The sequence below is a fragment of the Streptomyces sp. NPDC001890 genome (assembly GCF_042891445.1).
Taxonomy (GTDB): Bacteria; Actinomycetota; Actinomycetes; order Streptomycetales; family Streptomycetaceae; genus Streptomyces.
The window spans coordinates 62,525-87,855 of sequence record NZ_JBIATE010000008.1 but is presented as its reverse complement, the minus strand read 5'-3'; the positions used below and the strand labels follow the sequence as shown (position 1 = coordinate 87,855).

General features: G+C 70.1%; 20 protein-coding genes. 9 read left to right on the top strand and 11 right to left on the bottom strand.

Annotated elements, in window-relative coordinates; genetic code table 11:
* Window positions 1-194 precede the first annotated feature (194 nt).
* Window positions 195-506, top strand: coding sequence for a ferredoxin (locus tag ACFYY1_RS21365; RefSeq protein ID WP_266736069.1), 312 nt, complete (start codon window positions 195-197; stop codon window positions 504-506).
* Window positions 507-580: 74 nt separating this feature from the next.
* Here the strand turns inward: ACFYY1_RS21365 and ACFYY1_RS21360 are convergent, their stop codons facing one another.
* The 3 genes from ACFYY1_RS21360 to ACFYY1_RS21350 all read right to left on the bottom strand — a co-directional run bounded on the left by ACFYY1_RS21360 (window position 581) and on the right by ACFYY1_RS21350 (window position 3,683).
* On the bottom strand, window positions 581-1,159 hold the full coding sequence (locus tag ACFYY1_RS21360) for a hypothetical protein (protein WP_388587727.1): 579 nt from the start codon (window positions 1,157-1,159) through the stop codon (window positions 581-583).
* Window positions 1,160-1,406: 247 nt separating this feature from the next.
* Entirely contained in the window at window positions 1,407-2,315 is a 909-nt protein-coding gene (locus tag ACFYY1_RS21355) for a tRNA (adenine-N1)-methyltransferase (RefSeq protein WP_351252494.1), read from the bottom strand.
* A gap of 117 nt (window positions 2,316-2,432) precedes the next feature.
* Entirely contained in the window at window positions 2,433-3,683 is a 1,251-nt protein-coding gene (locus ACFYY1_RS21350; RefSeq protein ID WP_388587724.1) for a site-2 protease family protein, read from the bottom strand.
* A gap of 171 nt (window positions 3,684-3,854) precedes the next feature.
* Here ACFYY1_RS21350 and ACFYY1_RS21345 point away from each other — a divergent pair, with 171 nt between their 5' ends.
* Both ACFYY1_RS21345 and ACFYY1_RS21340 read left to right on the top strand, forming a co-directional pair.
* On the top strand, window positions 3,855-4,700 hold the full coding sequence (locus ACFYY1_RS21345; protein WP_388588103.1) for a RecB family exonuclease: 846 nt from the start codon (window positions 3,855-3,857) through the stop codon (window positions 4,698-4,700).
* Between the two features lie 10 nt (window positions 4,701-4,710).
* Window positions 4,711-5,382: a response regulator transcription factor gene (locus tag ACFYY1_RS21340; protein WP_266736078.1), complete on the top strand. Its 672-nt coding sequence runs from the start codon at window positions 4,711-4,713 to the stop codon at window positions 5,380-5,382.
* A 47-nt stretch (window positions 5,383-5,429) separates the two neighbouring features.
* Here ACFYY1_RS21340 and ACFYY1_RS21335 read toward each other — a convergent pair whose 3' ends face one another.
* The 3 genes from ACFYY1_RS21335 to metH form a co-directional block, all read right to left on the bottom strand.
* Window positions 5,430-7,031, bottom strand: coding sequence for an ABC transporter substrate-binding protein (locus ACFYY1_RS21335; RefSeq protein WP_388587721.1), 1,602 nt, complete (start codon window positions 7,029-7,031; stop codon window positions 5,430-5,432).
* 365 nt (window positions 7,032-7,396) lie between these two features.
* Complete coding sequence (locus ACFYY1_RS21330) at window positions 7,397-8,098, bottom strand: HAD family hydrolase (protein ID WP_388587720.1); 702 nt, start codon at window positions 8,096-8,098, stop codon at window positions 7,397-7,399.
* Between the two features lie 120 nt (window positions 8,099-8,218).
* A complete protein-coding gene (gene metH, locus ACFYY1_RS21325; RefSeq protein ID WP_388587717.1) occupies window positions 8,219-11,731 on the bottom strand; it encodes a methionine synthase in 3,513 nt (1,170 codons plus the stop codon).
* A gap of 239 nt (window positions 11,732-11,970) precedes the next feature.
* On the opposite strand from metH, the gene ACFYY1_RS21320 reads away from it, so the two are divergent.
* The 5 genes from ACFYY1_RS21320 to ACFYY1_RS21300 all read left to right on the top strand — a co-directional run bounded on the left by ACFYY1_RS21320 (window position 11,971) and on the right by ACFYY1_RS21300 (window position 17,884).
* Window positions 11,971-12,735 (top strand): IclR family transcriptional regulator, encoded by a 765-nt coding sequence (locus tag ACFYY1_RS21320; RefSeq protein WP_388587714.1) that lies wholly within the window; start codon window positions 11,971-11,973, stop codon window positions 12,733-12,735.
* A 235-nt stretch (window positions 12,736-12,970) separates the two neighbouring features.
* A complete protein-coding gene (locus ACFYY1_RS21315) occupies window positions 12,971-13,762 on the top strand; it encodes an MIP/aquaporin family protein (protein WP_388587712.1) in 792 nt (263 codons plus the stop codon).
* Between the two features lie 56 nt (window positions 13,763-13,818).
* A complete protein-coding gene (gene glpK / locus ACFYY1_RS21310) occupies window positions 13,819-15,354 on the top strand; it encodes a glycerol kinase GlpK (RefSeq protein WP_388587711.1) in 1,536 nt (511 codons plus the stop codon).
* A 5-nt stretch (window positions 15,355-15,359) separates the two neighbouring features.
* Window positions 15,360-16,970 carry an FAD-dependent oxidoreductase gene (locus tag ACFYY1_RS21305; RefSeq protein ID WP_388587709.1) on the top strand — a complete coding sequence of 537 codons (1,611 nt, stop codon included), beginning with the start codon at window positions 15,360-15,362 and terminating at the stop codon, window positions 16,968-16,970.
* Window positions 16,971-17,212: 242 nt separating this feature from the next.
* On the top strand, window positions 17,213-17,884 hold the full coding sequence (locus ACFYY1_RS21300) for a FadR/GntR family transcriptional regulator (RefSeq protein ID WP_388587706.1): 672 nt from the start codon (window positions 17,213-17,215) through the stop codon (window positions 17,882-17,884).
* Between the two features lie 102 nt (window positions 17,885-17,986).
* On the opposite strand, the gene ACFYY1_RS21295 is transcribed toward ACFYY1_RS21300, so the two are convergent.
* The 5 genes from ACFYY1_RS21295 to ACFYY1_RS21275 all read right to left on the bottom strand — a co-directional run bounded on the left by ACFYY1_RS21295 (window position 17,987) and on the right by ACFYY1_RS21275 (window position 23,858).
* Window positions 17,987-19,039 (bottom strand): ABC transporter permease, encoded by a 1,053-nt coding sequence (locus ACFYY1_RS21295; protein WP_388587704.1) that lies wholly within the window; start codon window positions 19,037-19,039, stop codon window positions 17,987-17,989.
* Window positions 19,036-20,556 carry a sugar ABC transporter ATP-binding protein gene (locus ACFYY1_RS21290; RefSeq protein ID WP_388587701.1) on the bottom strand — a complete coding sequence of 507 codons (1,521 nt, stop codon included), beginning with the start codon at window positions 20,554-20,556 and terminating at the stop codon, window positions 19,036-19,038. The genes ACFYY1_RS21295 and ACFYY1_RS21290 overlap by 4 nt, the downstream gene beginning before the upstream one ends.
* A 2-nt stretch (window positions 20,557-20,558) precedes the next feature.
* Window positions 20,559-21,599 (bottom strand): sugar ABC transporter substrate-binding protein, encoded by a 1,041-nt coding sequence (locus ACFYY1_RS21285; protein ID WP_388587700.1) that lies wholly within the window; start codon window positions 21,597-21,599, stop codon window positions 20,559-20,561.
* Between the two features lie 127 nt (window positions 21,600-21,726).
* Window positions 21,727-22,506, bottom strand: coding sequence for an SDR family NAD(P)-dependent oxidoreductase (locus tag ACFYY1_RS21280; protein ID WP_388587697.1), 780 nt, complete (start codon window positions 22,504-22,506; stop codon window positions 21,727-21,729).
* Window positions 22,503-23,858 (bottom strand): enolase C-terminal domain-like protein, encoded by a 1,356-nt coding sequence (locus ACFYY1_RS21275; protein ID WP_388587695.1) that lies wholly within the window; start codon window positions 23,856-23,858, stop codon window positions 22,503-22,505. The genes ACFYY1_RS21280 and ACFYY1_RS21275 overlap by 4 nt, the downstream gene beginning before the upstream one ends.
* Window positions 23,859-24,114: 256 nt before the next feature.
* Between ACFYY1_RS21275 and ACFYY1_RS21270 the strand changes: the two genes are divergently transcribed.
* Entirely contained in the window at window positions 24,115-25,194 is a 1,080-nt protein-coding gene (locus ACFYY1_RS21270) for a PAC2 family protein (RefSeq protein ID WP_388587692.1), read from the top strand.
* The last annotated feature ends 137 nt before the right edge of the window (window positions 25,195-25,331 follow it).

Below are 25,331 nucleotides of genomic sequence, written 5' to 3'. Positions count from 1 at the left end.
GGGTGGGTGATGATTGAAACCCCTAGATCACAAAGACTGCGGGGCGTGTCCGATCTTCACCGTTGCGTTCCCCCTCGTGTCAGGGGAATACCCACCCTTCAACATCCGAAAGCGGCCGGTTGTATCGTCGAACCGTTCAACACCCGTCAGGGCTGGCTTCTTTTGGTTCGGATACGCAGGGAACGGCAGGAGAAATGACCGTGCAGCAGGACGCTCCCATCGGTGGCGACGCGCAGGACCTGGAAGTCTGGATCGACCAGGACCTCTGCACGGGCGACGGTATCTGTGTCCAGTACGCACCCGAGGTGTTCGAGCTGGACATCGACGGGCTGGCCTATGTGAAGAGCGCCGACGACGAGCTGCTGCAGGACCCGGGCGCGACGACGCCCGTTCCGCTGCCGCTCCTCCAGGACGTGGTCGATTCGGCCAAGGAGTGCCCGGGGGACTGCATCCACGTCCGTCGCGTCTCGGACAGCGTCGAGGTGTACGGCCCCGAGGCCGCCTGACCCGGCGGTCGCGGGCCTCCGGTCACTCGCGGTGACCGGTCACATCCGGTGAGCCGGTCACGCGCGGTGACCGGTCAGGCGTTGCCCGGGGCGTCCTGGGTGGCGCGGACGAACGCGCCGCCCTTCCACTGCCAGGTGACCCGCTCCTGCTGGTCGGGGCAGCAGCGCGCCACCTCGTCGGAGGAGTAGCCGAGCAGGGTGGCCGAAATGATTCCGTCACGCACCGCGAAATCGCCGATGCTCATCGCCTGGGCGGGGTCCACCAGGGTCGCCACGACCCGCGGTGCGGCCCCGCTTCCGTGCGTGAGGACGTAGACGCCGCTGGGCGGGGTGCCGGAGCCGGCCGCGCAGTGGACCACCGCGACGGTCTCGGGGCGGCCGTCACCGTCGAGGTCGCCGGTGGCCTGCTTGGCCACGGTGTTCTCCAGTCCGCCGCATTCCAGGGGGAAGTCCGCCCGTGCCGGGTCGGGGGCGGTGACGGCCGTGGTGCCGTGCTGTGCCGTGGTGCGGTGGGGGGTGGAGGCCGAGGCCGTGGGGTCCGGCTGGAGCAGGCCGGCGGCCGCGACCACGGCGGCCATGGCAGCCGCCGTGGCGAGCCAGTGCATCGGCTTGGTGTCGGTGTGCGCGAGGTCCGGGAGCTCGGAGGGCTGCACGCGGGATGTCTCCTGTGGTTCCTGTGGATCGAGGACGCCCGGGTGGGCGGCGCCACCGGTGGGACTGCCGCGGCGGCATGGGGTGGCCAGCATCGTGCCACACCTCACAGAGCAGCGGAACGGTGGGGTCGGCACTGATTACGGGGCGTGCGAGGACGGAGTCCTCGTACCGGCAACGAAAGGGCGCCGCCGTCGAGTTCCCGGGTCGGTCCGGGAACTCGACGGCGGCGCCGGTGCGTTGCGCGGGTCAGCCGCGGGAGGAGCCGCCGCTCTGGCTGCCGGGACCGTCGTAGTCCTCGCCGTAGGCGCCCTTGGCGGGGCGGCGGCGGCGCAGCGGGGCCTCCACACCGTCGGCCAGGCGGCGGGCGGTGACGAGGAAGCCGGTGTGGCCGATCATGCGGTGGTCCGGGCGGACGGCCAGGCCCTCGACGTGCCAGTTGCGGATCATCGATTCCCAGGGCTGCGGCTCGGCGAAGCAGCCGATCTCACGGATGGACTCGACGGTCCGCGCGAGCTGGGTGGTGGTGGCGACGTACGCGCAGAGGATGCCGCCGGGCACCAGCGCCTTGGAGACGGCCTCCAGGCACTCCCAGGGGGCGAGCATGTCGAGGACGACACGGTCGACGTCGGTGTCCGAGAGGTTGTCCTGGAGGTCGCCGACGGTGAGCTGCCAGGCCGGGTGCGGTTCGCCGAAGTAGCGCTCCACGTTCTGCTGGGCGATCTCGGCGAAGTCCTCGCGGCGCTCGTAGGAGTGCAGCATGCCCTGGTCGCCGATGGCGCGCAGCAGGAAGGTGGAGAGCGAGCCGGAGCCGACGCCGGCCTCCACGACGCGGGCGCCGGGGAAGATGTCGGCGAAGGCCAGGATCTGCCCCGCGTCCTTGGGGTAGACCACGGCGGCGCCGCGGGGCATGGACAGGACGTAGTCGGGGAGCAGGGGGCGCAGCGCGAGATAGGCGACGTTTCCCGTGGTTCGGACAACACTGCCCTCGGGAGCACCGATCAGCTCGTCGTGCGGGAAAGAACCCTTGTGGGTGTGGAAGTTCTTTCCGGCTTCGAGCGTGAAGGTGTAGTGGCGTCCCTTGGGATCGGTGAGCTGGACCTGGTCCCCGACCTTGAAGGGCCCGCGTCGGCGGGCGGCACCGGTCGGTTCAGACATGTGACCAGCGTACCGGTGATTCCCCGGGCTCCGACCGCGAGCCCGGGGCGGGGGTCAGGGTCTTTCGTTCGGATCACCCCGCGAGCCCGGCATGATCCACACGAGAGGCCCTGGCGGTCAGGCGGCGGGCCTGGCCAGAGCGGCGACGAACGCGCGTTCGACGTCTGCGGTGGAGAGGACGCCGTAGATCTCTCCGGTCTCCTCCAGGACGAGGTACTCGGTGGCCGGGCTGGCCTTGAGCCGGTCCAGGAGGGCTTCGCCGGACAGCTCGGCGGAGACCTTCATGCCTTCGGTGAGGTCCTGGGCGAGACCGCTGACGGCGACCCAGGGGCGGCGGTGCTCCGGCACGCCCACGATGGCCGTCTCCCGGACGATGCCCTTCGGTTCGCCGTGGCCGTCGACGACGACCAGGGCGCGGGCGCCCGCCTCGTTGGCCCGGCGCAGGGCCTCGGAGAGCGGGGTGGCGGACTCCACCGGGACGGCGCGCCGGGTGAGGGTGCGGGCGCGCAGTTCGGGGAGGTGTTCGCGCAGGCGGGCCATGCGCAGGCTGTTGCCCGCCCCGGTCCAGATGATCGCGGCGAGGATGGCGGCGAGCAGCGCGTCGGTGATGGTGTCCATGCCGCTGAGGTCGCCGGGATCGTTGCCGAAGGTCCCGGTGTGGGTGAGCAGCGGCAGGCCGATCAGGGTGATGACGGCGAGGGCGCGGCCGACCCAGGCCGCGGCGACGGTGCCGCTCATCGGCTTTCCGGTGACCTTCCAGACGACGGCGCGCAGCATGCGTCCGCCGTCCAGCGGCAGTCCCGGCAGGAGGTTGAAGGCGGCCACCAGGAGGTTGGAGATCATCAGGCCGGCGAGCAGGACACCGGGCACGGTGCCGGGCTCGACGAACATCATCCCGATGTAGAAGAGGCCCGCGAGAACCAGGGAGAGCAGCGGTCCGACGAAGGCCAGCAGGAATTCGCGGCCCGGGGTCTCGGACTCCTTCTCGATCTCGGAGACGCCGCCGAAGAACTGGAGCTGGATGCGGCGCACCGGCAGCTTGTAGCGCAGTGCCACGACGGTGTGGGCGAGTTCGTGGACGAGCACGGAGGCGTAGAAGGCGATCGCGAAGAAGAGGGAGACCAGGTAGCGCGCCGAGCCGAGCTCGGGCAGCACCCGTTCGAGCTGACCGCCGAAGACCCAGGTGATCAGCGCGGCCACGAGGAACCAGCTGGGCGCGACGTACACCGGCACGCCGAAGGGGCGGCCCATGAGAAGGCCGCCTCCGGGCTCTTCGGGGCGCTGCGGTTCGCCCTTGTCGGGGCCGGGTCCGGGGGTTGCTCCCCCTGCACCGGGCTGCGGCCGCCCGCTGTCGCCGCTCTCGTCCACGGGGTCCCTCCGGTCGGTGCCCTACGGCACGATCATGCAGTGTTCGAGGCTGTGTGGTCGATGGTATGCCGCCCGCTGTCAGTGGCGGGCCGTAGGGTCTTCGACATGACCTCCCTGCCGCGGCCCGCTCAGCCGCCTTCGTCCCTGTCTCCGTCGCGGGCGAGCGATTTCATGCAGTGTCCGCTGCTGTACCGCTTCCGGGTCATCGACAAGCTGCCGGAGAAGCCCAGCGAGGCGGCTACCCGGGGCACGCTGGTCCATGCGGTGCTGGAGCGGCTGTTCGACAACCCCGCGGTGGAGCGCACGGCGGGCCGGGCCACGGCGCTGATCCCCGCCCAGTGGGACCGGCTGCTGGAGTCCAGGCCGGAGCTGTCGGAGCTGTTCGCCGAGGATGCCGGGGGCGAGCGGCTGGCGCGCTGGCTCTCGGAGGCGGAGAGCCTGGTGGAGCGGTGGTTCTCGCTGGAGGATCCGACGCGTCTGGAGCCCGCCGAGCGGGAGCTGTTCGTCGAGACGGAGCTGGCGTCGGGGCTGCGGCTGCGCGGGGTGATCGACCGGATCGACGTGGCGCCGACGGGCGAGGTCCGGATCGTCGACTACAAGACGGGGAAGGCGCCGCGCCCGGAGTACGCGGAGGGCGCGCTCTTCCAGATGAAGTTCTACGCCCTGGTGATCTGGCGGCTGAAGGGTGTGGTGCCGCGCCGGCTCCAGCTGGTCTACCTCGGCAGCGGGGACATCCTGACGTACGACCCGGTGGTGGCGGACCTGGAGCGGGTGGAGCGCAAGCTGCTGGCGCTGTGGGACGCGATCCGGCTGGCCACGGAGACGGGTGAGTGGCGGCCCCGGCCGACGAAGCTCTGCGGCTGGTGCGACCACCGGTCGGTCTGTCCCGAATTCGGTGGCACTCCCCCGGTCTATCCGTTGACGGCCCGCCCGGCCGAGGCGGAGCAGGATGTGCAGGGCAGAATGGATCCGGTCCGTGCTGAGGCCGGCCGGCCTGTGGCCCCCGAAGGACCCTGAAGGAGACCCTGTGGCTATCCGCGTCCTACTGGTCGACGACCAGCCCCTGCTGCGCACCGGCTTCCGGATGATCCTGGAGGCGGAGGGCGATCTCGCGGTGGTGGGTGAGGCCGGTGACGGTCTCCAGGCTCTCGACCAGGTGCGGGCGTTGCAGCCCGATGTGGTGCTGATGGACATCCGGATGCCGCGGATGGACGGCGTCGAGGCGACCCGCCAGATCACCGGACCGGGCCGCGACGGCCCGGCGAAGGTGCTGGTGCTGACCACCTTCGATCTCGACGAGTACGTGGTGGAGGCGCTGCGCGCCGGTGCCAGCGGCTTCCTGCTGAAGGACGCCCCGGCCAATGAGCTGGTGCAGGCCATCCGGGTGGTCGCGGCGGGCGAGGCGATGCTCGCCCCGAGCATCACCCGCAGGCTCCTCGACAAGTACGCGGACCATCTGCCGTCCGGCGAGGAGCCGTTGCCCGACACCCTGCACACACTGACCGACCGCGAGGTCGAGGTGCTGAAGCTGGTGGCCCGCGGTCTGTCGAACGCGGAGATCGCCGCGGATCTGTTCGTCAGCGAGACGACGGTCAAGACGCATGTCGGCCATGTGCTGACCAAGCTCGGGCTGCGCGACCGCGTGCAGGCCGCGGTGTACGCGTACGAAAGCGGCCTGGTCCGCCCCGGCGCCCAGTGACCTGAGCGGTGGTGCCCCGGCCGGACGGGCCCGGGGCACCTCCTGGCTCAGCGCGGGTCTTCTGCCAGCTCCCACAGCTGGAGGTCGGCGGAGGCGTTGACCGCCCATTCGACGCCGGTGAGGCCCTCGCGGGAGGCGACGTACTGCTTGCCCTGCCAGATCGGCAGTACGGGTACGTCGGTGGCGACGACGTCCTGGAGCTGCTGGAAGGTCTTGGCCGCGGCGCTGCGGTCGGTCTCGCGGCGGGACTGCGGGATGAGCGTCTTCTGCGCCAGGGCCGACTGGTAGGGCGAGTTGAGGAAGTTGTTCCGGTCGAGGAACGGCGCGGTGAAGTTGTCGGGGTCCGGGAAGTCGGGGAACCAGCCCATGCCGTAGACGGCGTAGTCGCCGCGGACCTGGGCGGGACGGAATTTCTCCCAGGGGGTGCCCTCGACATCGACGTCGAACAGCCCGGTGTCGTTGAACTGCTTCTTCAGGGCCTGGAATTCGGCGGCGGTGCCGACGCCGAAGTGGTCGGTGGTGTAGTGCAGGGTGAGCTTCACCGGAGTGTGGATGTCCGCCGAGCGCAGGATGGCCGCGGCCTTCGCGGTGCTGGGCTCGCCGTACTTGTTGTAGAACGAGTTGGTGTGCCCGGCGATGCTGGAGGGGATCAGCGAGTACAGCGGCTCGGCCGTGGTGCCGTACACCTTGCCCGCGATCTCACCCCGGTCGACGACCTGGGCCATGGCCTGACGGACCGCCTTGTCCTTGACGGCCGGGTCCTTGGTGTCGAAGCCGAGGTAGCGGATGGCGAGGCCGGGCATCTCGGTGAGCTTGACGCCGCTCTCGGGCTTCTCCAGCAGCTCCTGGGCCTGTGCGGGCGTCATGGTGCGGGCCATCATGTCGATCTTCTTGCTGTCGAACGCCTTCCCCATCGCGGCCGCGTCGGGGAAGAGGTCCAGCTCGACCTCGTCGTTGCGCACCTTCAGGTCCCCCTTGTAGCGGGGGTTCCTGGTGAAGTGGATCTTCACGGCCTTGTTGTGCCTGACTTCCGCCTTCATGGTGTACGGGCCGGAGCCGTCCACCTGGAACCCGGTCCGCGCGGACTTCGCCGGGTACGCGCTCCGCGGCACGATTCCGGCGACGGGGGTGGCGAGCTTGTACGGGAACGTGGCGTCGGGTGTGCGCAGGTGGAAGACGACCTCCCGTTCGTCCCTCGTCTCGACCGTGTCGATGTTGTCGAGCAGGGCGACCGGCCCGTTGGCCGCGTGGATGCCGATGACCCGGTCCACGGAGTACTTCACGTCGTCGGCGGTGACCGGCCTGCCGTCGGCGAACTCCAGGCCGCTGCGCAGCTTGCAGCGGTAGCTCTCGTTCTGGGTGTCCGTGAAGGCACAGCTCTCGGCCGCTTCGGGCACCGGCAGTCCGCCGCCGCGCGGAACGTGCATCAGGGTCTGCACGGTCTGCCGGAGCACGTTCCATACGCCGGCCTCGTAGCCGATGGCGGGATCGAGCGGTGCGGGGTTGTCCTTGGAGGCGACGAGCTGGTCCGTGGCGCCGACGACGACGGCGTCCTTGTCATCGCCCCCGTCACCCGACGCGCCGCAGGCGGCGAGTACGGGCGCGAGCAGGCCGACGACGGCCGGCAGCACCAGAGTCTTGCGGTTCATCTTGGACGCTCTCCCTCATCCGGGCATGGAGAAAGCGACATTAGTAGGCGTCACCGGCAATGCCGGACCGGAGAACTTCCGGTGCGTAATCCGATGGTGCCGGGAATTAATGGCGAGCCATTTCCCTGCACCAGGAATGTTCCACAGATACTTGGGCGAACCGGTACATCCGGGTGCCACAAAACGGACGTGACGGGGGATCTTGAAATGCCGCCGGATCGCTTTTCGGGTGAGAAAGCTCACGCCCGGGGCCGTTCGAATCCCCTATTCGATCACCGGCTTGCCCACGCGCGCACGACAGAAAATGCACCATCCTCCGCCGAGAGCTTTTCTATTCATTCACAGAAATACTCTCGGTATGCGGATCAACGCTTTCCCGTGACCAGGCCCCGGAGAAAAGCGAGGTCGACTTCTTCGAGCGAACGTACGACCACCCGGCCGGACGCGGGGGCGATGGGGGCGACGGACGGCACGACGACCACCCGGCAGCCCGCCGCCTCGGCGGCCGCGACACCGGTCGCGGTGTCCTCGATGACCGCGCAGTACTCGGGATCCGCGCCGAAACCGGAAGCGGCGAAGAGATACGGCTCCGGGTGCGGCTTCGTGCGGGAGACCTCGTCGCCCGCGACGGTGAGGGCGAAGTGGTGACGGCCCACCGACTCCAGTACCCGGTCGATGATCCGCCGGTGCGAGGCGGAGACCAGGGCCGTGGGAATGTCGTGCCTGACCAGTTCGGCCAGCAGCCGGGCCGCACCGGGCATCAGCGGCACACCGCGGCCGATGCGCTCCTCGAAGCGGTCGTTGAGCAGCACGGTCAGCTCGTCGAGGGTGATGTCCGCACCGGTGACGTCCATGAGGTAGCCGGCACTGCGGGTCATCGGCCCGCCGACCACCACGTCCCGCCAGGCTTCGTCGAGCTGGTGCCCGAGCTCCGCGAAGACCTCCACCTCCACGTCCCACCAGAACCCCTCGGTGTCGACGAGGGTGCCGTCCATGTCGAGGAGGACGGCCTGGAGCGCGGCGCCTTCGGCCGTGCGGGTCAGGGACGCGGGGACGGTGCTGGTCATCCGGCACACCTTCCGTGAGGGACGAGAAGGCCGGCCGCCATTTCCCGTGGGAAGGGCGACCGGCCTGCACTGGGCCGACAAGTGTACGACTTGTCGTGCTACCGCGCGTTGAACGGCGTCTTACCGCGCGTTGAAGTACTTCGCCTCCGGGTGGTGGATGACGATCGCGTCGGTGGACTGCTCCGGATGCAGCTGGAACTCCTCCGAGAGATGCACCCCGATCCGCTCGGGCTGGAGCAGCTCGGCGATCTTCGCGCGGTCCTCCAGGTCGGGGCAGGCCCCGTACCCGAGGGAGAAGCGCGCGCCCCGGTACTTCAGCGCGAACATGTCCTCGACGTCGGCCGGGTCCTCGCCGCCGAAGCCCAGCTCGGCGCGGACCCGGGCGTGCCAGTACTCGGCGAGAGCCTCGGCGAGCTGGACGGACAGGCCGTGGAGTTCGAGGTAGTCGCGGTAGGAGTTGGCCTCGAAGAGCTTCGCGGTCTCGGCGCCGATCTTCGAACCGACGGTGACGACCTGGAGGCCGATGACGTCGGTCTCGCCGGATTCCTCGGGGCGGAAGAAGTCCGCGAGGCACAGGCGGCGGCCGCGGCGCTGGCGGGGGAAGGTGAAGCGGGTCCGCTCCGAGCCGTCCTCGTGGAGCAGGATCAGGTCGTCGCCCTTGGACACGCACGGGAAGTAGCCGTGGACGACGGCGGCTTCCAGGAGGTTCTCGGTGTGGAGCTTGTCGAGCCAGCCGCGCAGGTGCGGGCGGCCCTCGGTCTCCACCAGCTCCTCGTACGTGGGGCCGTCGCCGGTACGGGCCTGCTTGAGCCCCCACTGGCCCTTGAAGAGGGCGCCCTCGTCGAGCCAGGAGGCGTACTCCTTGAGCTGGATGCCCTTGACGACCCGGGTTCCCCAGAACGGCGGGGCCGGGACCGGGTTGTCGACCGCGACGTCGGAGCGCACGCCCTCCTGCGGCTCGTCGACCTCCAGGACCGCGGTGTCCCGCTTGGGCACCCGGCGCTGCTTGAGCTCGGGCAGGACCGCGCCCGGGACCCCGCGCTTGACCGCGATCAGCGCGTCCATCAGCCGCAGCCCCTCGAACGCGTCGCGGGCGTAGCGGACCTCGCCCTCGTAGATCTCGTGGAGGTCCTGCTCGACATAGGCGCGGGTCAGGGCCGCACCGCCGAGGATCACGGGGAAGTCGGCGGCCAGCTTGCGCTGGTTCAGCTCCTGGAGGTTCTCCTTCATGATCACGGTCGACTTGACCAGGAGGCCGGACATGCCGATGACGTCGGCGCGGTGTTCCTCGGCCGCCTCCAGGATCGCGGAGACGGGCTGCTTGATGCCGAGGTTGACGACGTTGTAGCCGTTGTTGGACAGGATGATGTCGACGAGGTTCTTCCCGATGTCATGGACGTCGCCGCGGACCGTGGCCAGGACGATGGTGCCCTTGCCCTCGGCGTCCGACTTCTCCATGTGCGGTTCGAGATAGGCCACCGCGGTCTTCATCACCTCGGCGGACTGCAGGACGAACGGCAGCTGCATCTGCCCGGAACCGAACAGCTCACCGACGACCTTCATGCCCTCCAGGAGGGTGTTGTTCACGATGTCCAGAGCGGGCGTGGTGGTGAGCGCCTCGTCGAGGTCGGCCTCCAGGCCGTTCTTCTCGCCGTCGATGATGCGGCGCTGGAGTCGCTCTTCGAGCGGCAGGGCGAGGAGTTCCTCGGCCTTGCCGGCCTTCATCGACTTCGTGCTGACGCCCTCGAACAGCTCCATGAGCTTCTGGAGCGGGTCGTATCCCTCGGCGCGGCGGTCGTGGATCAGGTCGAGGGCGACCTTGACCTGCTCCTCCTCCAGGCGCGCGATCGGCAGGATCTTCGAGGCGTGCACGATCGCGGAATCGAGGCCGGCCTTGACGCACTCGTCCAGGAAGACCGAGTTCAGCACGACCCTGGCGGCCGGGTTGAGGCCGAAGGAGATGTTCGACAGGCCCAGGGTGGTCTGCACGTCGGGGTGGCGCTTCTTCAGCTCGCGGATCGCCCCGATCGTGGCGATGCCGTCACCCCGCGACTCCTCCTGACCGGTACAGATGGTGAAGGTCAGGGTGTCGATGAGGATGTCCGACTCCTGGATGCCCCAGTTGCCGGTCAGGTCCGCGATCAGCCGCTCGGCGACGGCGACCTTGTGCTCGACGGTGCGGGCCTGGCCCTCCTCGTCGATCGTCAGCGCGATCAGCGCGGCACCGTGCTCCACGGCCAGCGCCGTGACCTTGGCGAACCGGGACTCCGGACCGTCGCCGTCCTCGTAGTTCACCGAGTTCAGAACGGCGCGCCCGCCCAGCTTCTCCAGACCGGCCCGCAGCACGGGCAGCTCCGTCGAGTCCAGCACGACCGGGAGGGTGGACGCGGTCGCGAAACGGCCGGCCAGCTCCTCCATGTCCGCCACACCGTCGCGGCCCACGTAGTCGACGCAGAGGTCGAGCATGTGCGCGCCCTCGCGGATCTGGTCGCGGGCCATCTCCACGCAGTCGTCCCAGCGGGCTTCGAGCATGGCCTCGCGGAACTTCTTCGACCCGTTGGCGTTCGTACGCTCACCGATCGCGAGGTACGAGGTGTCCTGGCGGAACGGGACGGTCTGGTAGAGGGAGGCGGCGCCCGGCTCGGGGCGCGGGTCGCGGGGGGTGACGGCCACGCCGCGGACCCGCTCGACGACCTGGCGCAGGTGCTCCGGGGTCGTGCCGCAGCAGCCGCCGACCAGCGAGAGGCCGTACTCCCGGACGAAGGTCTCCTGGGCGTCGGCGAGCTCGGACGGGGACAGCGGGTAGTGCGCGCCGTCCTTGCCGAGCACGGGGAGACCGGCGTTGGGCATGCAGGACAGCGGGATGCGGGAGTGCCGGGCGAGGTAGCGCAGGTGCTCGCTCATCTCGGCGGGGCCGGTGGCGCAGTTCAGGCCGATGAGGTCGATGCCGAGCGGTTCCAGGGCGGTGAGCGCCGCGCCGATCTCGGAGCCGAGCAGCATGGTGCCGGTCGTCTCGACGGTGACGGAGCAGATCACGGGGAGGTCGGCCCCGGTGGCCTCCAGGGCGCGCCGGGCGCCGATGACGGAGGCCTTGGTCTGGAGCAGGTCCTGGGTCGTCTCGACCAGCAGCGCGTCGGCGCCGCCGGCGATCAGGCCCTCGGCGTTCTGCTGGTAGGCGTCGCGGAGCCTGGCGTACGGGGCGTGGCCCAGCGTCGGCAGCTTCGTACCCGGGCCCATCGAGCCGAGCACCCACCGCTGCTGCCTGGTGGAGGCGGTGAACTCGTCGGCGACCTCGCGGGCGATCCGCGCGCCGGACTCCGAGAGCTCGAAGACCCGCTCGGGAATGTCGTACTCGCCCAGGGCCGCCAGGTTCGCGCCGAAGGTGTTCGTCTCGACGCAGTCGACGCCGGCGGCGAAGTACTCCTCGTGCACCGAACGCACGATGTCCGGGCGCGTGACGTTCAGGATCTCGTTGCACCCTTCGAGGTTCTGGAAGTCCTCAAGGGTCGGGTCCTGCGCCTGGAGCATGGTGCCCATGGCACCGTCGGCCACCACCACGCGGGTGGCGAGCGCCTCGCGGAGGGCTGCGGCTCGGTTCCGGCTGTCGGCGGAAGGGGTCGGCGACGAGGCCATGGATGTACTCCCTGGGATGCGACGGCTGTCGGCTTTGCGTCTTCGGTGGAAGGCGCACCAGGCCAGCGTAGCCGTGCGACGCCCGGGGCCGTCACTCCGTCCCACGGAGCGGACTGCATGCTGTGCGGGGGGATGTCCGGTTCGCAGCGATGTCGCGGTTTTGCCGCACGATCGAGCGGGGGTCGGCATCGACCGATAGTGTTCAGCATTGTCGAACCGAGGTGGAGGAGTACGGCGCGATGGCCAAGAACATCCAGTCGCTGGAGCGGGCGGCGGCGATGCTGCGTCTGCTGGCAGGTGGCGAGCGTCGGCTGGGGCTCTCCGACATCGCCTCTTCACTGGGCCTGGCCAAGGGCACCGCACACGGCATCCTGCGCACGCTCCAGCACGAGGGCTTCGTCGAGCAGGACGCCGCGTCCGGCCGCTATCAGCTGGGCGCCGAGCTGCTGCGCCTGGGCAACAGCTATCTGGACGTCCACGAGCTGCGGGCCCGCGCGCTGGTCTGGACGGACGACCTGGCCCGCTCCAGCGGCGAGAGCGCCCATCTGGGCGTGCTGCACCAGCAGGGCGTCCTCATCGTCCACCACGTGTTCCGCCCCGACGACAGCCGGCAGGTCCTGGAGGTCGGGGCCATGCAGCCGCTGCACTCCACGGCCCTGGGCAAGGTGCTCTCGGCGTACGACCCGGTGGCGCACACCGAGGCCATGGAGACCGAGCGGCAGCCCTTCACGCCGCGCACCGTCACCGATCCGGAGGAGTTCGAGGCGATGCTCGACCTGATCCGGGCGCGTGGCTGGGCGGCCGACGTGGAGGAGACCTGGGAGGGCGTGGCCGCGGTGGCCGCCCCGATCCACGACCGGCGGCGGATGCCGGTCGGCGCGGTCGCCGTGACCGGTGCGGTGGAGCGGGTGTGCGCGGACGGGGAGCTGCGCCCCGAGCTGATCGCCGCGGTGCGCGACTGCGCCCGCGCGGTCTCCAGGGACCTGGGCGCCGGGCGCTTCTGAGCACCGCTGCGCCGCGCCACCCGGTAACGATCGAGTTATAGGCCACACAACCCTTGACGCCCGATTCACCTGGGGGAAGCATTGCCGTTCACCGGTCGGCATTGTCGAACACCAAACGGAAACAGCGTTAGGGTGTGACAGCGCCAAGGGCCGGAAAACGCCCTCCCACGAGGGCGCGGACCACCGGAGGGACCCGGGGTTCGGCTTCCCTGGACGAAGGACAAAGGAGTCGCGGGTGTCCAGCTCCGACATCTTCATCGGCGAGACCATAGGTACCGCCGTGCTCATCCTGCTCGGCGGTGGTGTCTGTGCCGCCGTCACTCTCAAGCGCTCCAAGGCGCAGAACGCCGGCTGGCTCGCCATCACCTTCGGGTGGGGTTTCGCCGTGCTGACCGGCGCGTATCTGGCCGGTGGCGTTTCCGGCGCGCACCTCAACCCGGCGGTCACGATCGGTCTCGCGATCGAGGGCGGCACCGAGTGGAGCGACGTCCCGCTGTACCTCGTCTCCCAGCTGTTCGGCGCGATGATCGGCGCGGTGCTGGTCTGGCTGACGTACTACGGGCAGTTCCGGGCGCACCTGACGGATCCGGAGATCCTGGCCGCCCATACGGGTGAAGAGGGCATGGTCGACAAGGCGGCCGCCCCGAAGGCCGGACCGGTCCTGGGCATCTTCTCCACCGGCCCCGAGATCCGGCACGCCGTGCAGAACCTGGTCACGGAGATCATCGCCACCGTCGTGCTCGTCCTGGCGATCCTCACCCAGGGCCTGAACAACGAGGGCAACGGTCTGGGCACGCTCGGCGCGCTGGTCACCGCTCTGGTGGTCGTCGGTATCGGTCTCTCGCTCGGCGGCCCGACGGGCTACGCGATCAACCCGGTTCGCGACCTCGGTCCGCGTATCGTGCACGCGCTGCTGCCGTTGCCGAACAAGGGCGGTTCCGACTGGGGCTACGCGTGGATCCCGGTCGCCGGACCGCTGATCGGCGGCGCGATCGCGGGCGGGCTCTACAACGTCGCCTTCGCCTGAGCCGTGGCGCCCAGAGCCGTAACCCTCACGACCACACAGACTTCCGGGAGCACACCGTGACCGACGCACACACCACCGGCCCGTTCATCGCGGCCATCGACCAGGGCACCACCTCCAGCCGCTGCATCGTCTTCGACAAGGACGGCCGGATCGTCTCCGTCGACCAGAAGGAGCACGAACAGATCTTCCCGAAGCCGGGCTGGGTCGAGCACGACGCGACCGAGATCTGGGAGAACGTCCAGGAGGTCGTGGCCGGCGCCATCGTCAAGGCGGGCATCACCGCCGCCGACGTGAAGGCGATCGGCATCACCAACCAGCGCGAGACCACGCTGCTCTGGGACAAGAACACCGGTGAGCCGGTCCACAACGCCCTCGTCTGGCAGGACACCCGGACGGACGCGCTCTGCAAGGAGCTCGGCCGCAACGTCGGGCAGGACCGTTTCCGCCGCGAGACCGGGCTGCCGCTCGCCTCGTACTTCGCCGGCCCCAAGGTCCGCTGGCTGCTCGACAACGTCGAGGGGCTGCGCGAGCGCGCCGAGCGCGGCGACATCCTCTTCGGCACCATGGACTCCTGGGTCATCTGGAACCTGACCGGCGGCACCGACGGCGGCGTCCACGTCACCGATGTCACCAACGCCTCGCGCACCCTCCTGATGAACCTGCACGAGATGCAGTGGGACGAGCGGATCCTCCAGTCGATGGAGATCCCGGCCGCGGTGCTCCCCGAGATCCGTTCCTCCGCCGAGGTGTACGGCAACGCCAAGGGCGGCGTGCTCGACGGTGTCCCGGTGGCGTCCGCGCTCGGTGACCAGCAGGCGGCCCTCTTCGGCCAGACCTGCTTCTCCGAGGGCGAGGCCAAGTCCACGTACGGCACCGGCACCTTCATGCTGATGAACACCGGCGAGACGCCCGTCAACTCGTACAACGGGCTGCTGACGACCGTGGGGTACCGGATCGGCGACCAGAAGCCGGTCTACGCCCTGGAGGGCTCCATCGCCGTCACCGGTTCGCTGGTGCAGTGGATGCGCGACCAGATGGGCCTGATCAAGTCCGCGGCCGAGATCGAGACCCTGGCCTCCTCGGTCGAGGACAACGGTGGCGCGTACTTCGTGCCCGCGTTCTCCGGTCTGTTCGCCCCGTACTGGCGCTCCGACGCCCGCGGCGTCATCGCCGGTCTGACCAGGTACGTCACCAAGGCGCACATCGCCCGTGCCGTCCTGGAGGCCACCGCCTGGCAGACCCGCGAGATCACCGACGCCATGACCAAGGACTCGGGGGTCGAGCTGACCGCCCTGAAGGTCGACGGCGGCATGACCTCCAACAACCTGCTGATGCAGACGCTCGCCGACTTCCTGGACGCACCCGTGGTGCGGCCCATGGTCGCCGAGACGACCTGCCTCGGCGCCGCCTACGCCGCCGGTCTCGCCGTCGGCTTCTGGCCGGACACCGACGCGCTGCGCGCCAACTGGCGCCGGGCCGCCGAGTGGACCCCCCGCATGGACGCGGACACCCGCGACCGCGAGTACAAGAGCTGGCTCAAGGCCGTAGAACGCTCCATGGGCTGGCTCGACGAAGACACTGCCGAGGAGTAATCGACATGACCACCCTGCAGAGCGTCCCGGCCCTCGGGACCCACCCGGCCTCCGGCTCCCTCCCGAGCCGTGCCGAAACCCGGGAGCAGCTGTCCAAGGCTGCGTACGACCTCCTGGTGATCGGTGGCGGCATCCTGGGCATCTCCACCGCCTGGCACGCCGCGCAGTCCGGGCTGCGGGTGGCCCTGGTGGACGCCGGTGACTTCGCCGGCGCCACCTCCTCCGCCTCCTCCAAGCTGCTCCACGGCGGTCTGCGCTACCTGCAGACCGGCGCGGTGAAGCTGGTCGCGGAGAACCACTTCGAGCGCCGTGCGGTCTCCCGCCAGGTGGCCCCCCACCTGGCCAATCCGCTCACCTTCTACCTGCCGGTCTACAAGGGCGGCCCGCACGGCGCGGCCAAGCTCGGCGCGGGGGTGTTCGCCTACTCGGCGCTCTCCGCGTTCGGTGACGGCGTCGGGCACGTGATCAGCCCGGCCAGGGCCCGGCGCGACGTGCCCGAGCTGCGTACGGACAACCTGAAGGCCGTCGCGGTCTACGGCGACGACCAGATGAACGACGCCCGGATGGCGCTGATGACGGTGCGCGCGGCCGTCGACGCGGGTGCGGTCGTGCTCAACCACGCGGCGGTGACCGGGCTGCGGTTCACCAGGGGCCGGGTGACCGGCGCCGAGCTCGAAGACCGCCTGGACGGCACGGAGTTCGGCGTCAACGCCCGGCTCGTGCTGAACGCCACCGGGCCGTGGGTCGACCACCTGCGCAGGATGGAGAACCCGGACGCGGCACCTTCCATACGCCTGTCCAAGGGCGCGCACCTCGTCCTGAAGCGCACCCGCCCGTGGAAGGCCGCGCTGGCCACCCCGATCGACAAGTACCGCATCACGTTCGCCCTGCCGTGGGAGGACATGCTGCTGCTCGGCACGACGGACGAGGCGTACGAGGGCGATCCCGCGGACGTCGCCGTCAACGAGAAGGACACCGCGCAGATCCTCGACGAGGCGGCGTTCTCCATCCGGGACCAGCAGCTCTCGCGTGATCTGATCACGTACTCCTTCGCCGGTCTGCGGGTGCTGCCGGGCGGCCCCGGCGACACGTCCAAGGCCAAGCGCGAGACGGTCGTGACGGAGGGGCGCGGCGGGATGCTGTCGGTCGCGGGCGGCAAGTGGACGACGTTCCGCCACATCGGCCGTACGGTGATGAACAAGCTGGCCGCGCTCCCCGGGCACCCGCTCGCGGAGGACATGGAGCCGATCTCGCACCTTCCGAAGAAGCTCCCGCTGCCCGGCATCGCCAACCCGAACGCGGTGGCGCACCGGCTGCTGATCGACGGCGGCACACCTGGTCCGCGGATGGCGGCCGACACCGCGCGGCACCTGGCCACGCACTACGGTTCGCTCTCCTTCGACATCGCCCGGATGGCGAACGAGAACCCGGCGCTGGCCGAGCGCATCCACCCGGACGCGCCGGAGATCTGGGCGCAGGTCGCCTACGCCCGTGACCACGAGTGGGCCGAGACGGCGGACGACGTACTGCGCCGCCGCACCACGCTGACGATCCGGGGCCTGGCGACGGACGAGATCCGGACCGGCGTCGAGTCGATGCTCGGCGACCGGGGCTGACGGGGACGGGCGTACAGGTACCCAGGGAAGGGGCGGCTCCCGCGGGGAGGCCGCCCCTTCCCGTGTGTCCGGAACGGCACGGCGGCCGACGCGCCGCCCGCACCCTGGACGACCTGCGGCAGACCTGGTTCATCCGCTTCCTTCGACCCGCATAATGAAGGAATACATCGGATGTCTGAACCCAGTTCTGATTCGAGTTCTGCTTCCGGTTCTGATTCCAGTTCGGATCCAGGAGGACCGTCATGGCTGTCACCGACGAGGCGATCGAGAAGATCAAGGGAATGATCGTCTCGGGCGCGCTGCGCCCCGGCGACCGGCTCCCCAAGGAGAGCGAACTCGCGGCGGAGCTCGGGCTCTCCCGCAACTCGCTCCGGGAGGCGGTGCGGGCTCTCTCGCTGATCCGCATTCTCGATGTGCGCCAGGGCGACGGCACCTATGTGACCAGCCTCGATCCGCAGCTGCTCCTGGAGGCGCTGAGCTTCGTGGTGGACTTCCACCGCGACGACACGGTGCTGGAGTTCCTCGCGGTCCGCAGGATCCTGGAGCCCGCCGCGACGGCGATGGCCGCCACCCGGATCAGCGAGGCCCGACTCGACGCGCTCAGCGCGCAGTTGGACGCACTGGGGGCGCAGCCCTCGGTGGAGGAGCTGGTCGCCAGTGATCTGGAGTTCCACCGGGGCATCGTGCAGTCGTCCGGGAACTCGGTGCTCTGCTCGCTGCTCGACGGGCTGTCGGGGCCGACGACGCGGGCCCGGGTCTGGCGCGGGCTGACGCAGGAGGACGCGGTCACCCGGACGCTCCACGAGCACCGGGCGATCGTGTCGGCGCTGCGGGACCGGGACGCGGAGGCCGCGCGGGCCTGGGCGACGGTGCATGTGGCGAGCGTGGAGCAGTGGTTGCGTTCGTCGCTGTGACAGAGGAGGGGCGGGTGGGGGAATTCCCCGACCCGCCCCCTTCCCGTGACCGGGGTTCCGCCCCGGACCCCGCGACTCGAACGCCCGCGGGGCCGAGCATGCTCAGTCCTGCTTCTCGCCGCTCGCGAAGCGGGAGATGACCAGGGCGACGATGATGATCGCGCCGTTGAGGAACTGGTTCCACAGCGCCGGCACACCGCCGAGGGTCATCACATTGACCACCAGCTGGAGCGTCAGCACACCGGTCAGCGCCCCGAACAGCGTGCCGCGGCCGCCCTTGAGGCTGATGCCGCCGATGACCGCGGCGGCGAACACCTGGAAGATCCAGCCGTTGCCCTGGGTCGCCGCGACCGATCCGTAGTGACCGGTGTAGAGGATGCCCGCGAAGGCCGCCAGCAGGCCGCCGACGGCCAGCACGATCCAGGTGACCCGGTCCACCCGGATGCCCGCGGCACGCGCCGCTTCCGGGTTGCCGCCGATGGCGTACAGCGAGCGTCCGTGGCGCAGCCAGGCCAGCGCGGCGCCGCCGACGGCGAACAGCGCGAGGCAGATCCAGACGGCGGCCGGTGCGCCGAGCCACTCGCTCTTGCCGAGGTAGCGGAAGGACTCCGGGACATCGGTGATGGACTTGCCCTCGGTGATGCCGATGTGCAGGCCGCGCAGCATGGTGAGCATGCCGAGCGTGGCGATGAAGCCGTTGACCCTCAGCTTCAGCATCAGGAAGCCGTTGACCGCGCCGATGACCAGGCCCACCAGCAGGCAGAGCGGGATCGCCGACCAGGTGGGCAGCAGCCCCAGGCCCGCGAAGCGGCCGCCCTCGGCGGGCAGCACCAGCCACATCGCGACGACCGGCGCGATGCCGATCGTCGACTCCAGCGACAGGTCCATCCGCCCGCAGATCAGGATCAGCGCCTGGCCCAGCACCAGCAGGCTCAGCTCGGAGGACTGCTGGACGACGCTGATCAGGTTCTCGGAGGTCAGGAACACCGGCGAGACGATGAACCCGATCACCATCAGCACCAGGATCACGGGGACCAGCGAGAAGTCGCTCCACCTGATCAGCCTGAGCCGGTCCAGCGGCCTTTCGCCGGTCGGGGAGCCCTTCGGCCCGCTGTCGATGCCGTCGGCCGTCAGGGGCCGTACCGTGCCGGTCATTCCCTCTCCCCCACACCTTCCATGGCGGCGACGAGCTCCCCGTCGTTCCACCCGCTTGCGAATGTCGCGACCACGCGTCCGTGGAACAGGGCGAGCACCCGGTCGCAGACCCGCAGATCGTCCAGCTCGTCCGAGATGATCACCGCGGCGTTCCCCTCGTCGGCGACCCGCCGCACGACTCCGAGCAGCGAGTCCTTGGACTTGATGTCCACGCCCGCGGTGGGCCGCACCGCCACCAGCACGCTGGGTTCGCGGGCCAGCGCCCTGGCCACCACCACCTTCTGCTGGTTGCCGCCGGAGAGTCCGGAGACGGGCTGCTCGGGTCCCTGTGTCTTGATGTCCAGCGAGGCGATCATCGAGCGCGCGAACTCCCTGGTACGGGAGGGCAGTACGGTCCCCCACGGGCCGAGCTGGTCGGTGACCGTGAGCGTGGCGTTCTCGGCGACGCTGCGCTCCAGGACGAGGCCCTGGTCGTGCCGGTCCTCGGGGATGTAACCGATCCCGGCGTCCAGCGCGTGCGGCACGCTGCCGGAGCGCACTGCCCTGCCGTGCACCCGGACGGTGCCGCCGCCCGCCTTGCGCATGCCGGCCAGGGTCTCGCCCAGGGCCGTGTTGCCGCTCGCCGCCGATCCGGCCAGGCCGAGCACCTCGCCGGGGCGGACTTCCAGGTCCAGTGGTTCGAACTGGCCCTGGACGGTGAGCCCTTCGGTACGCAGCACGGGGTCGGCCGACCCGTCCCGTACCGCGGCCCCGCTGCCGCCCGCGTGCCAGGCGGTGGCACCGGCGGACTGCTCGCCGGTCATCGCCGCCACCAGCTCCGCCTTGGCGATGTCGGCGACCGGGGCGGTCAGCACATGGCGGGCGTCACGGTAGACGGTGACCGCCGTGCACAGCTCGTACACCTCCTGGAGGTGGTGGGAGATGAAGAGGAACGCCACTCCCTGGCTCTGCAGTTCCCGCAGCTTGTCGAAGAGCCTCCCGATGCCCCGGGCGTCGAGCTGGGCGGTCGGCTCGTCCAGGACGATCAGCCGGGCACCGAAGGACAGCGCCCTGGCGATCTCCACGAACTGCCGCTGCTCGACGGCGAGATCACGCGCCCGGGTGCCGGGGTCGACCTCGACGCCGTACTCGGCCAGCAGCCGCTGCGCGCGGCTGCGGAGCCTGCCCCAGCTGATCCAGCGGGCCTTGTCGTCGAAGCGGTTGAGGAAGAGGTTCTCCGCGACGGTCAGGTCCGGGACGACCATGGACTTCTGGTAGACGCAGGCGATCTTCGACTGCCAGGCCCCGGTGTCCCCGAAGGCGGGCGCGGGCTCCCCGCCGAAGGCGACCGTGCCCGCGTCCGCCTTGTGGAGTCCGGTCAGGACACTGACCAGGGTCGACTTGCCGGCGCCGTTGCGCCCGACCAGGGCGTGCGACTCACCCGGCTGCACGGTGAGCCGGACCCCGTCGAGCGCCACGGTGGGCCCGAAGCGTTTGACAACGCCTTCCGCCTGTACGGCAGGTGGTGCCTGGTCCATGGCTAGCTCTTCTTCTCCAGCTGATTGGCCCACAGCTTCGGGTCGTCGACGTTGTCCTTGGTCACCAGCGGCGCGGGGAGCTGGTCCTCGAAGCCGTTCGGGATCTTGATGATGTGGGAGTCGTGGTCGGTGGGGCCTTCCTTGAAGGTCTTGCCGTCCAGGGCCGCCTTGGCGTAGTACAGCGCGTACTTCGCGTACAGGTCGGCGGGCTGGGAGATCGTCGCGTCGATCTTCCCGGCCTTGATGGCGTCGAACTCCTCGGGGATGCCGTCGTTGGAGATGATCGTGATGTGCCCCGGCGTACCGGCCGGCTTCAGCAGCTTCTTCTGCTCCAGCAGGGCGAGGGTGGGCTGCAGGAAGACCCCGCCGGCCTGCATGTAGATGCCGTTGATGTCGGGGTTGGCGGCCAGGGTGGCCTGGAGCTTGGCGGAGGCGACGTCGCCCTTCCAGTCGGTGGCCAGCTCGAAGACCTTGATGCCGGGGAAGTCCTTGTCCATGCAGGCCTTGAACGCCTCGGACCGGTCACGGCCGTTGATCGAGGAGAGGTCGCCCTGGAACTCGACGACCTTGCCCTTGCCCTTCAGCTGCTCGCCGAGGTACTTGCAGGCGTTGGTCCCGTACGCCTTGTTGTCGGCGCGCACCACCATGTAGACGTCGCCCTTGTCGGGGCGGGTGTCGACGCTGACGACCGGGATCTTCTTCTCGTTCAGCGTGTTGAGCGACTCGGCGATCGCGCCGGTGTCCTGCGGTGCCATCACCACGGCCTTGGCGCCCTGGTCGGTGAAGGTCTGGACGTTGGCGACCAGCTTGCCGATGTCGTTCTGCGAGTTGGTCAGCGGCAGCGCCTTGACCTCCCCCGCCTCGACGCCCTTCTCCACGTAGTTCTGGTACGAGTTCCAGAAGTCGCTGTCGCTGCGCGGCAGATCGATCCCGACCTTCCCGCCGCCCGTGCCGTCGGCGGTCGACTCGCGGTTGCAGCCCGCGAGGGCGGTGACTGCCAGCAGTACGGCGCAGGCCGCCGCACTCGTCGTACGCACTCTCATTGGTGTCCCGTTCCTTTGTGAGTACCGGCTCGGAGCTCTGTCGGCAAAGCGGAGGTGCATCGTGCGCGGTGGTGCATCGTGCGTGAGGGGCGCGGCCCGTGACGCGGCTCGGGCCGCGCTCCCCCGGTCAGCTCTCGGCGGGGCGCAGGCGCAGCCCCTGCATGCCACCGTCGACGGCCAGCGCCGTGCCGGTGACCGAGGCGGCGGCGGGGCTCGCGAGGTAGACGATCGCGGCGGCCACCTCGTCCGCCGACACCAGCCGTCCCAGCGGCTGGCGGGCGTTGAGCGCGGCCCGCTCGGCGGCCGGGTCGTCGGCCTGACCGAGGAGCCGGCCGATCCACGGGGTGTCCGCCGTACCGGGGTTGACGCAGTTGACCCGGATGCCCTCGCGGACGTGGTCGGCGGCCATCGCCAGGGTCAGCGAGAGCACCGCCCCCTTGCTCGCGCTGTACAGGGCGCGCTGCGGCAGCCCGGCGGTCGCCGCGATGGAGCAGGTCTGGGTGATCGAGACGGCGCCGGGGCGGTCGGCCGCCGCGCGCCGCAGGTGGGGCAGGGCGTGCCGGGCGGTGCGGACCATGCCGAGGACGTTGATGTCCAGGACCCGGGTCCACTCCTCGTCGGCGTTGTCCTCGACGGTGCCGATGGATCCGATGCCGGCGTTGGAGACGACGGTGTGCAGCGCGCCCAGTTCGGCGGCGGCCCGGTCGACCGCCTCGCGCACCGCGTCGTCGTCGGTGACGTCGGCCTTGACGGCGAGGGCGCCCGCGGGGGCGCCCGCGGTCTCCCGGTCCAGTACGGCCACCCGGGCGCCGCGCGCCAGCAGCATGGTCGCGACGGCGGCCCCGATGCCGGAGGCGCCGCCCGTGACCAGGGCTCCCATTCCTTCGAAGTCGTCTCTCGCGGTCATCGGCCGGCCTCCTCGGTGGTGCGGCGGGACTGCCATACGGAGCCCTCCGGATAGCGGTGTGCGTCGATCGACTCGGGGAGCATCCGGGCGGAGAAGCCCGGGGCGCTCGGCGCGGTGTAGCGGCCCGACTCGATCACGGTGGGATCGGCGAAGTGTTCGTGGAGATGGTCGACGTACTCGATCACGCGGTTGTCCCGACTTCCCGAGACCGCCACGTAGTCGAACATCGAGAGGTGCTGCACCAGCTCGCAGAGTCCTACCCCGCCCGCGTGCGGGCAGACCGGCACGCCGTACTTGGCGGCGAGCAGCAGGATCGCCAGGTTCTCGTTGACGCCCGCGACGCGGGCCGCGTCGATCTGGACGAAGTCGACGGCCCCGGCCTGGAGCAGCTGCTTGAACACGACCCGGTTGGCGACGTGTTCGCCGGTGGCGACCTTGACCGGCTGGCCCGCGCGGACGGCGGCGTGGCCGAGGATGTCGTCGGGGCTGGTCGGTTCCTCGATCCAGTGCGGGTCGTACGGCGCGAGCGCGGTCATCCACTCGACCGCGTCCTGGACGTCCCAGCGCTGGTTGGCGTCGACGGCGATCCGGATGTCCGGCCCGACGGCCTCGCGGGCCAGGGCGAGCCTGCGGACGTCGTCGCTCAGGCTGCCGCCGACCTTCAGCTTGATCTGGGTAAAACCGTCGGCGACGGCCTCCTTCGCGAGCCCGACCAGCTTGTCGTCGCTGTAGCCCAGCCAGCCGGGCGAGGTGGTGTACGCCGGGTACCCCTCGGCGCGCAGCCGCTCGGCGCGCTCGGCCCGGCCGGGTTCGGCGGCCCGCAGGATCTCCAGGGCCTCGTCCGGGGTGAGGGCGTCGGTGAGGTAGCGGAAGTCGACGAGGGAGACGAGCTCCTCGGGCGTCATCCCGGCGAGGAACTCCCAGACCGGCCTGCCCGCGAGCTTGGCGGCCAGGTCCCAGGCGGCGTTGACGACCGCGCCGGCCGCCATGTGCATCACGCCCTTCTCCGGGCCGAGCCAGCGCAGTTGCGAGTCGTGGGTGAGCTCGCGGTGCAGTGCGGCGAGATCGGCCGCGGTGCGGGGCGCCGGGCGCCCCACCAGATAGGGGCGCAGCGTGTCGATGGCGGCAGCCATCACCTCGTTGCCACGCCCGATGGTGAAACAGAAGCCATGTCCCTCGATGCCGCCGCTGCCGCCGTCCGGTCCGCCCGTGCGGCCCCGGACATCGGTGCGCAGTACGACGTAGGCAGCCGAGTAGTCGGGATCGGGGTTCATGGCGTCCGAGCCGTCCAGTTGTTCCGAGGTCGGAAAACGGATGTCGTGGACCTCGAAATCCGTGACGGTCTGACTCATGTGCGCCCCCAGGGGAATAACATCGGACCTCTGTTCTGGTCATCCGATGTATAGCGCCATGAAGACCCCACCGTCCAGCGCCTGAACGAAATCTACCCATCACAGCTCGGATGTATCCCGGGTCTGATGCCCTGATTCGACCGGTGATACGCCCGTGCGGGCCGGGTTCGCCCGGCTGTGCGCTCAGGCTGCGGCGCAAGTGGCCGGAAGCCGTAAGGTTGATGGGTACACAAGGGAACTTCGGAAGGAGGCCTGGGTGATCGAGCTCGAGGGGGTTCCCGAGCTGATCGACCCGGTCATGGTGGCCGCGTTCGAGGGATGGAACGACGCAGGGGACGCCGCCTCCACGGCGGTCGCGCACCTGGACCGGGAGTGGAAGGGCGAGGTGTTCGCGGCGCTGGACGCCGAGGACTACTACGACTTCCAGGTCAACCGGCCGACGCTCTGGCTGGACAACGGGGTACGCAAGATCACCTGGCCCACCACCCGGCTCTCCGTGGTCCGCGTCGGCGGGGACAGGCCCCGCGATCTCGTCCTGGTCCGCGGTATCGAACCATCCATGCGCTGGCGCTCGTTCTGCAACGAGATCCTGGGTTTCGCCCATGAGCTGGGAGTGGAGATGGTGGTGATCCTGGGCGCCCTGCTCGGCGACACCCCGCACACCCGGCCGGTGCCGGTCAGCGGGGTCACCTCCGATCCGGACCTGGCACGGACCATGGACCTGGAGGAGACCAAGTACGAGGGGCCGACGGGCATCGTCGGCATCCTCCAGGAAGCCTGCACGCACGCGGGCGTGCCCGCGGTGAGCCTGTGGGCGGCGGTGCCGCACTACGTGTCGCAGCCGCCCAACCCGAAGGCCACGCTCGCACTGCTGAACCGCCTGGAGGACCTCATCGGTCTGCGCATCCCGCTGGGCGAGCTGCCCGAGGACGCGCGTGCCTGGCAGCTCGGCGTCGACCAACTGGCCGCCGAGGACAGCGAAGTGGCCGAGTACGTGCAGACGCTGGAGGAGGCCCGGGACACCGCCGAGCTGCCCGAGGCGAGCGGCGAGGCCATCGCCCGGGAGTTCGAGCGCTATCTGCGCCGCAGGGACATCGGTCCGGGTCAGGCACCGGGCGGGCACGCGACGGAGAGCGGCGACACCTCGTACCTGCGCGACACCACCGGCGGCCGCACCCGGCCGCCGAAGCCGGTCCGCCCCGAGGCCGGGGGCGACACGGGACCCGGCGCACCGCCCGCGGACGGGCCCGGCCGCGAGGGCGACGGGAGCGTCGACGGGGACGGCGACGGACCGCAGGGTCTGCAGGGTCCGCCGGGGGACTCCCCGGAGGACTGACGGGACCGGTGGAGCGCCGGGCGGGCGGACGCCCCCCCCCCCCTAACCTTCTTTTCGGCTTAATATCTAAAAAGGCCAAAGGTGCCCGCCCCAGAACCCCTGGTGAAACCTATTTTTGACCTATTGGAACCCATAAA

Excerpts from the sequence above, each read along its gene's own strand:
- ACFYY1_RS21365 (WP_266736069.1), top strand. The coding sequence starts at position 195 with ATGACCGTGCAGCAGGACGCTCCCATCGGTGGCGACGCGCAGGACCTG.
- ACFYY1_RS21355 (WP_351252494.1), bottom strand. The coding sequence starts at position 2,315 with ATGTCTGAACCGACCGGTGCCGCCCGCCGACGCGGGCCCTTCAAGGTC.
- ACFYY1_RS21345 (WP_388588103.1), top strand. The coding sequence starts at position 3,855 with ATGCAGTGTCCGCTGCTGTACCGCTTCCGGGTCATCGACAAGCTGCCG.
- ACFYY1_RS21335 (WP_388587721.1), bottom strand. The coding sequence starts at position 7,031 with ATGAACCGCAAGACTCTGGTGCTGCCGGCCGTCGTCGGCCTGCTCGCG.
- ACFYY1_RS21330 (WP_388587720.1), bottom strand. The coding sequence starts at position 8,098 with ATGACCAGCACCGTCCCCGCGTCCCTGACCCGCACGGCCGAAGGCGCC.
- metH (WP_388587717.1), bottom strand. The coding sequence starts at position 11,731 with ATGGCCTCGTCGCCGACCCCTTCCGCCGACAGCCGGAACCGAGCCGCA.
- ACFYY1_RS21320 (WP_388587714.1), top strand. The coding sequence starts at position 11,971 with ATGGCCAAGAACATCCAGTCGCTGGAGCGGGCGGCGGCGATGCTGCGT.
- ACFYY1_RS21305 (WP_388587709.1), top strand. The coding sequence starts at position 15,360 with ATGACCACCCTGCAGAGCGTCCCGGCCCTCGGGACCCACCCGGCCTCC.
- ACFYY1_RS21300 (WP_388587706.1), top strand. The coding sequence starts at position 17,213 with ATGGCTGTCACCGACGAGGCGATCGAGAAGATCAAGGGAATGATCGTC.
- ACFYY1_RS21295 (WP_388587704.1), bottom strand. The coding sequence starts at position 19,039 with ATGACCGGCACGGTACGGCCCCTGACGGCCGACGGCATCGACAGCGGG.
- ACFYY1_RS21290 (WP_388587701.1), bottom strand. The coding sequence starts at position 20,556 with ATGGACCAGGCACCACCTGCCGTACAGGCGGAAGGCGTTGTCAAACGC.
- ACFYY1_RS21285 (WP_388587700.1), bottom strand. The coding sequence starts at position 21,599 with ATGAGAGTGCGTACGACGAGTGCGGCGGCCTGCGCCGTACTGCTGGCA.
- ACFYY1_RS21280 (WP_388587697.1), bottom strand. The coding sequence starts at position 22,506 with ATGACCGCGAGAGACGACTTCGAAGGAATGGGAGCCCTGGTCACGGGC.
- ACFYY1_RS21275 (WP_388587695.1), bottom strand. The coding sequence starts at position 23,858 with ATGAGTCAGACCGTCACGGATTTCGAGGTCCACGACATCCGTTTTCCG.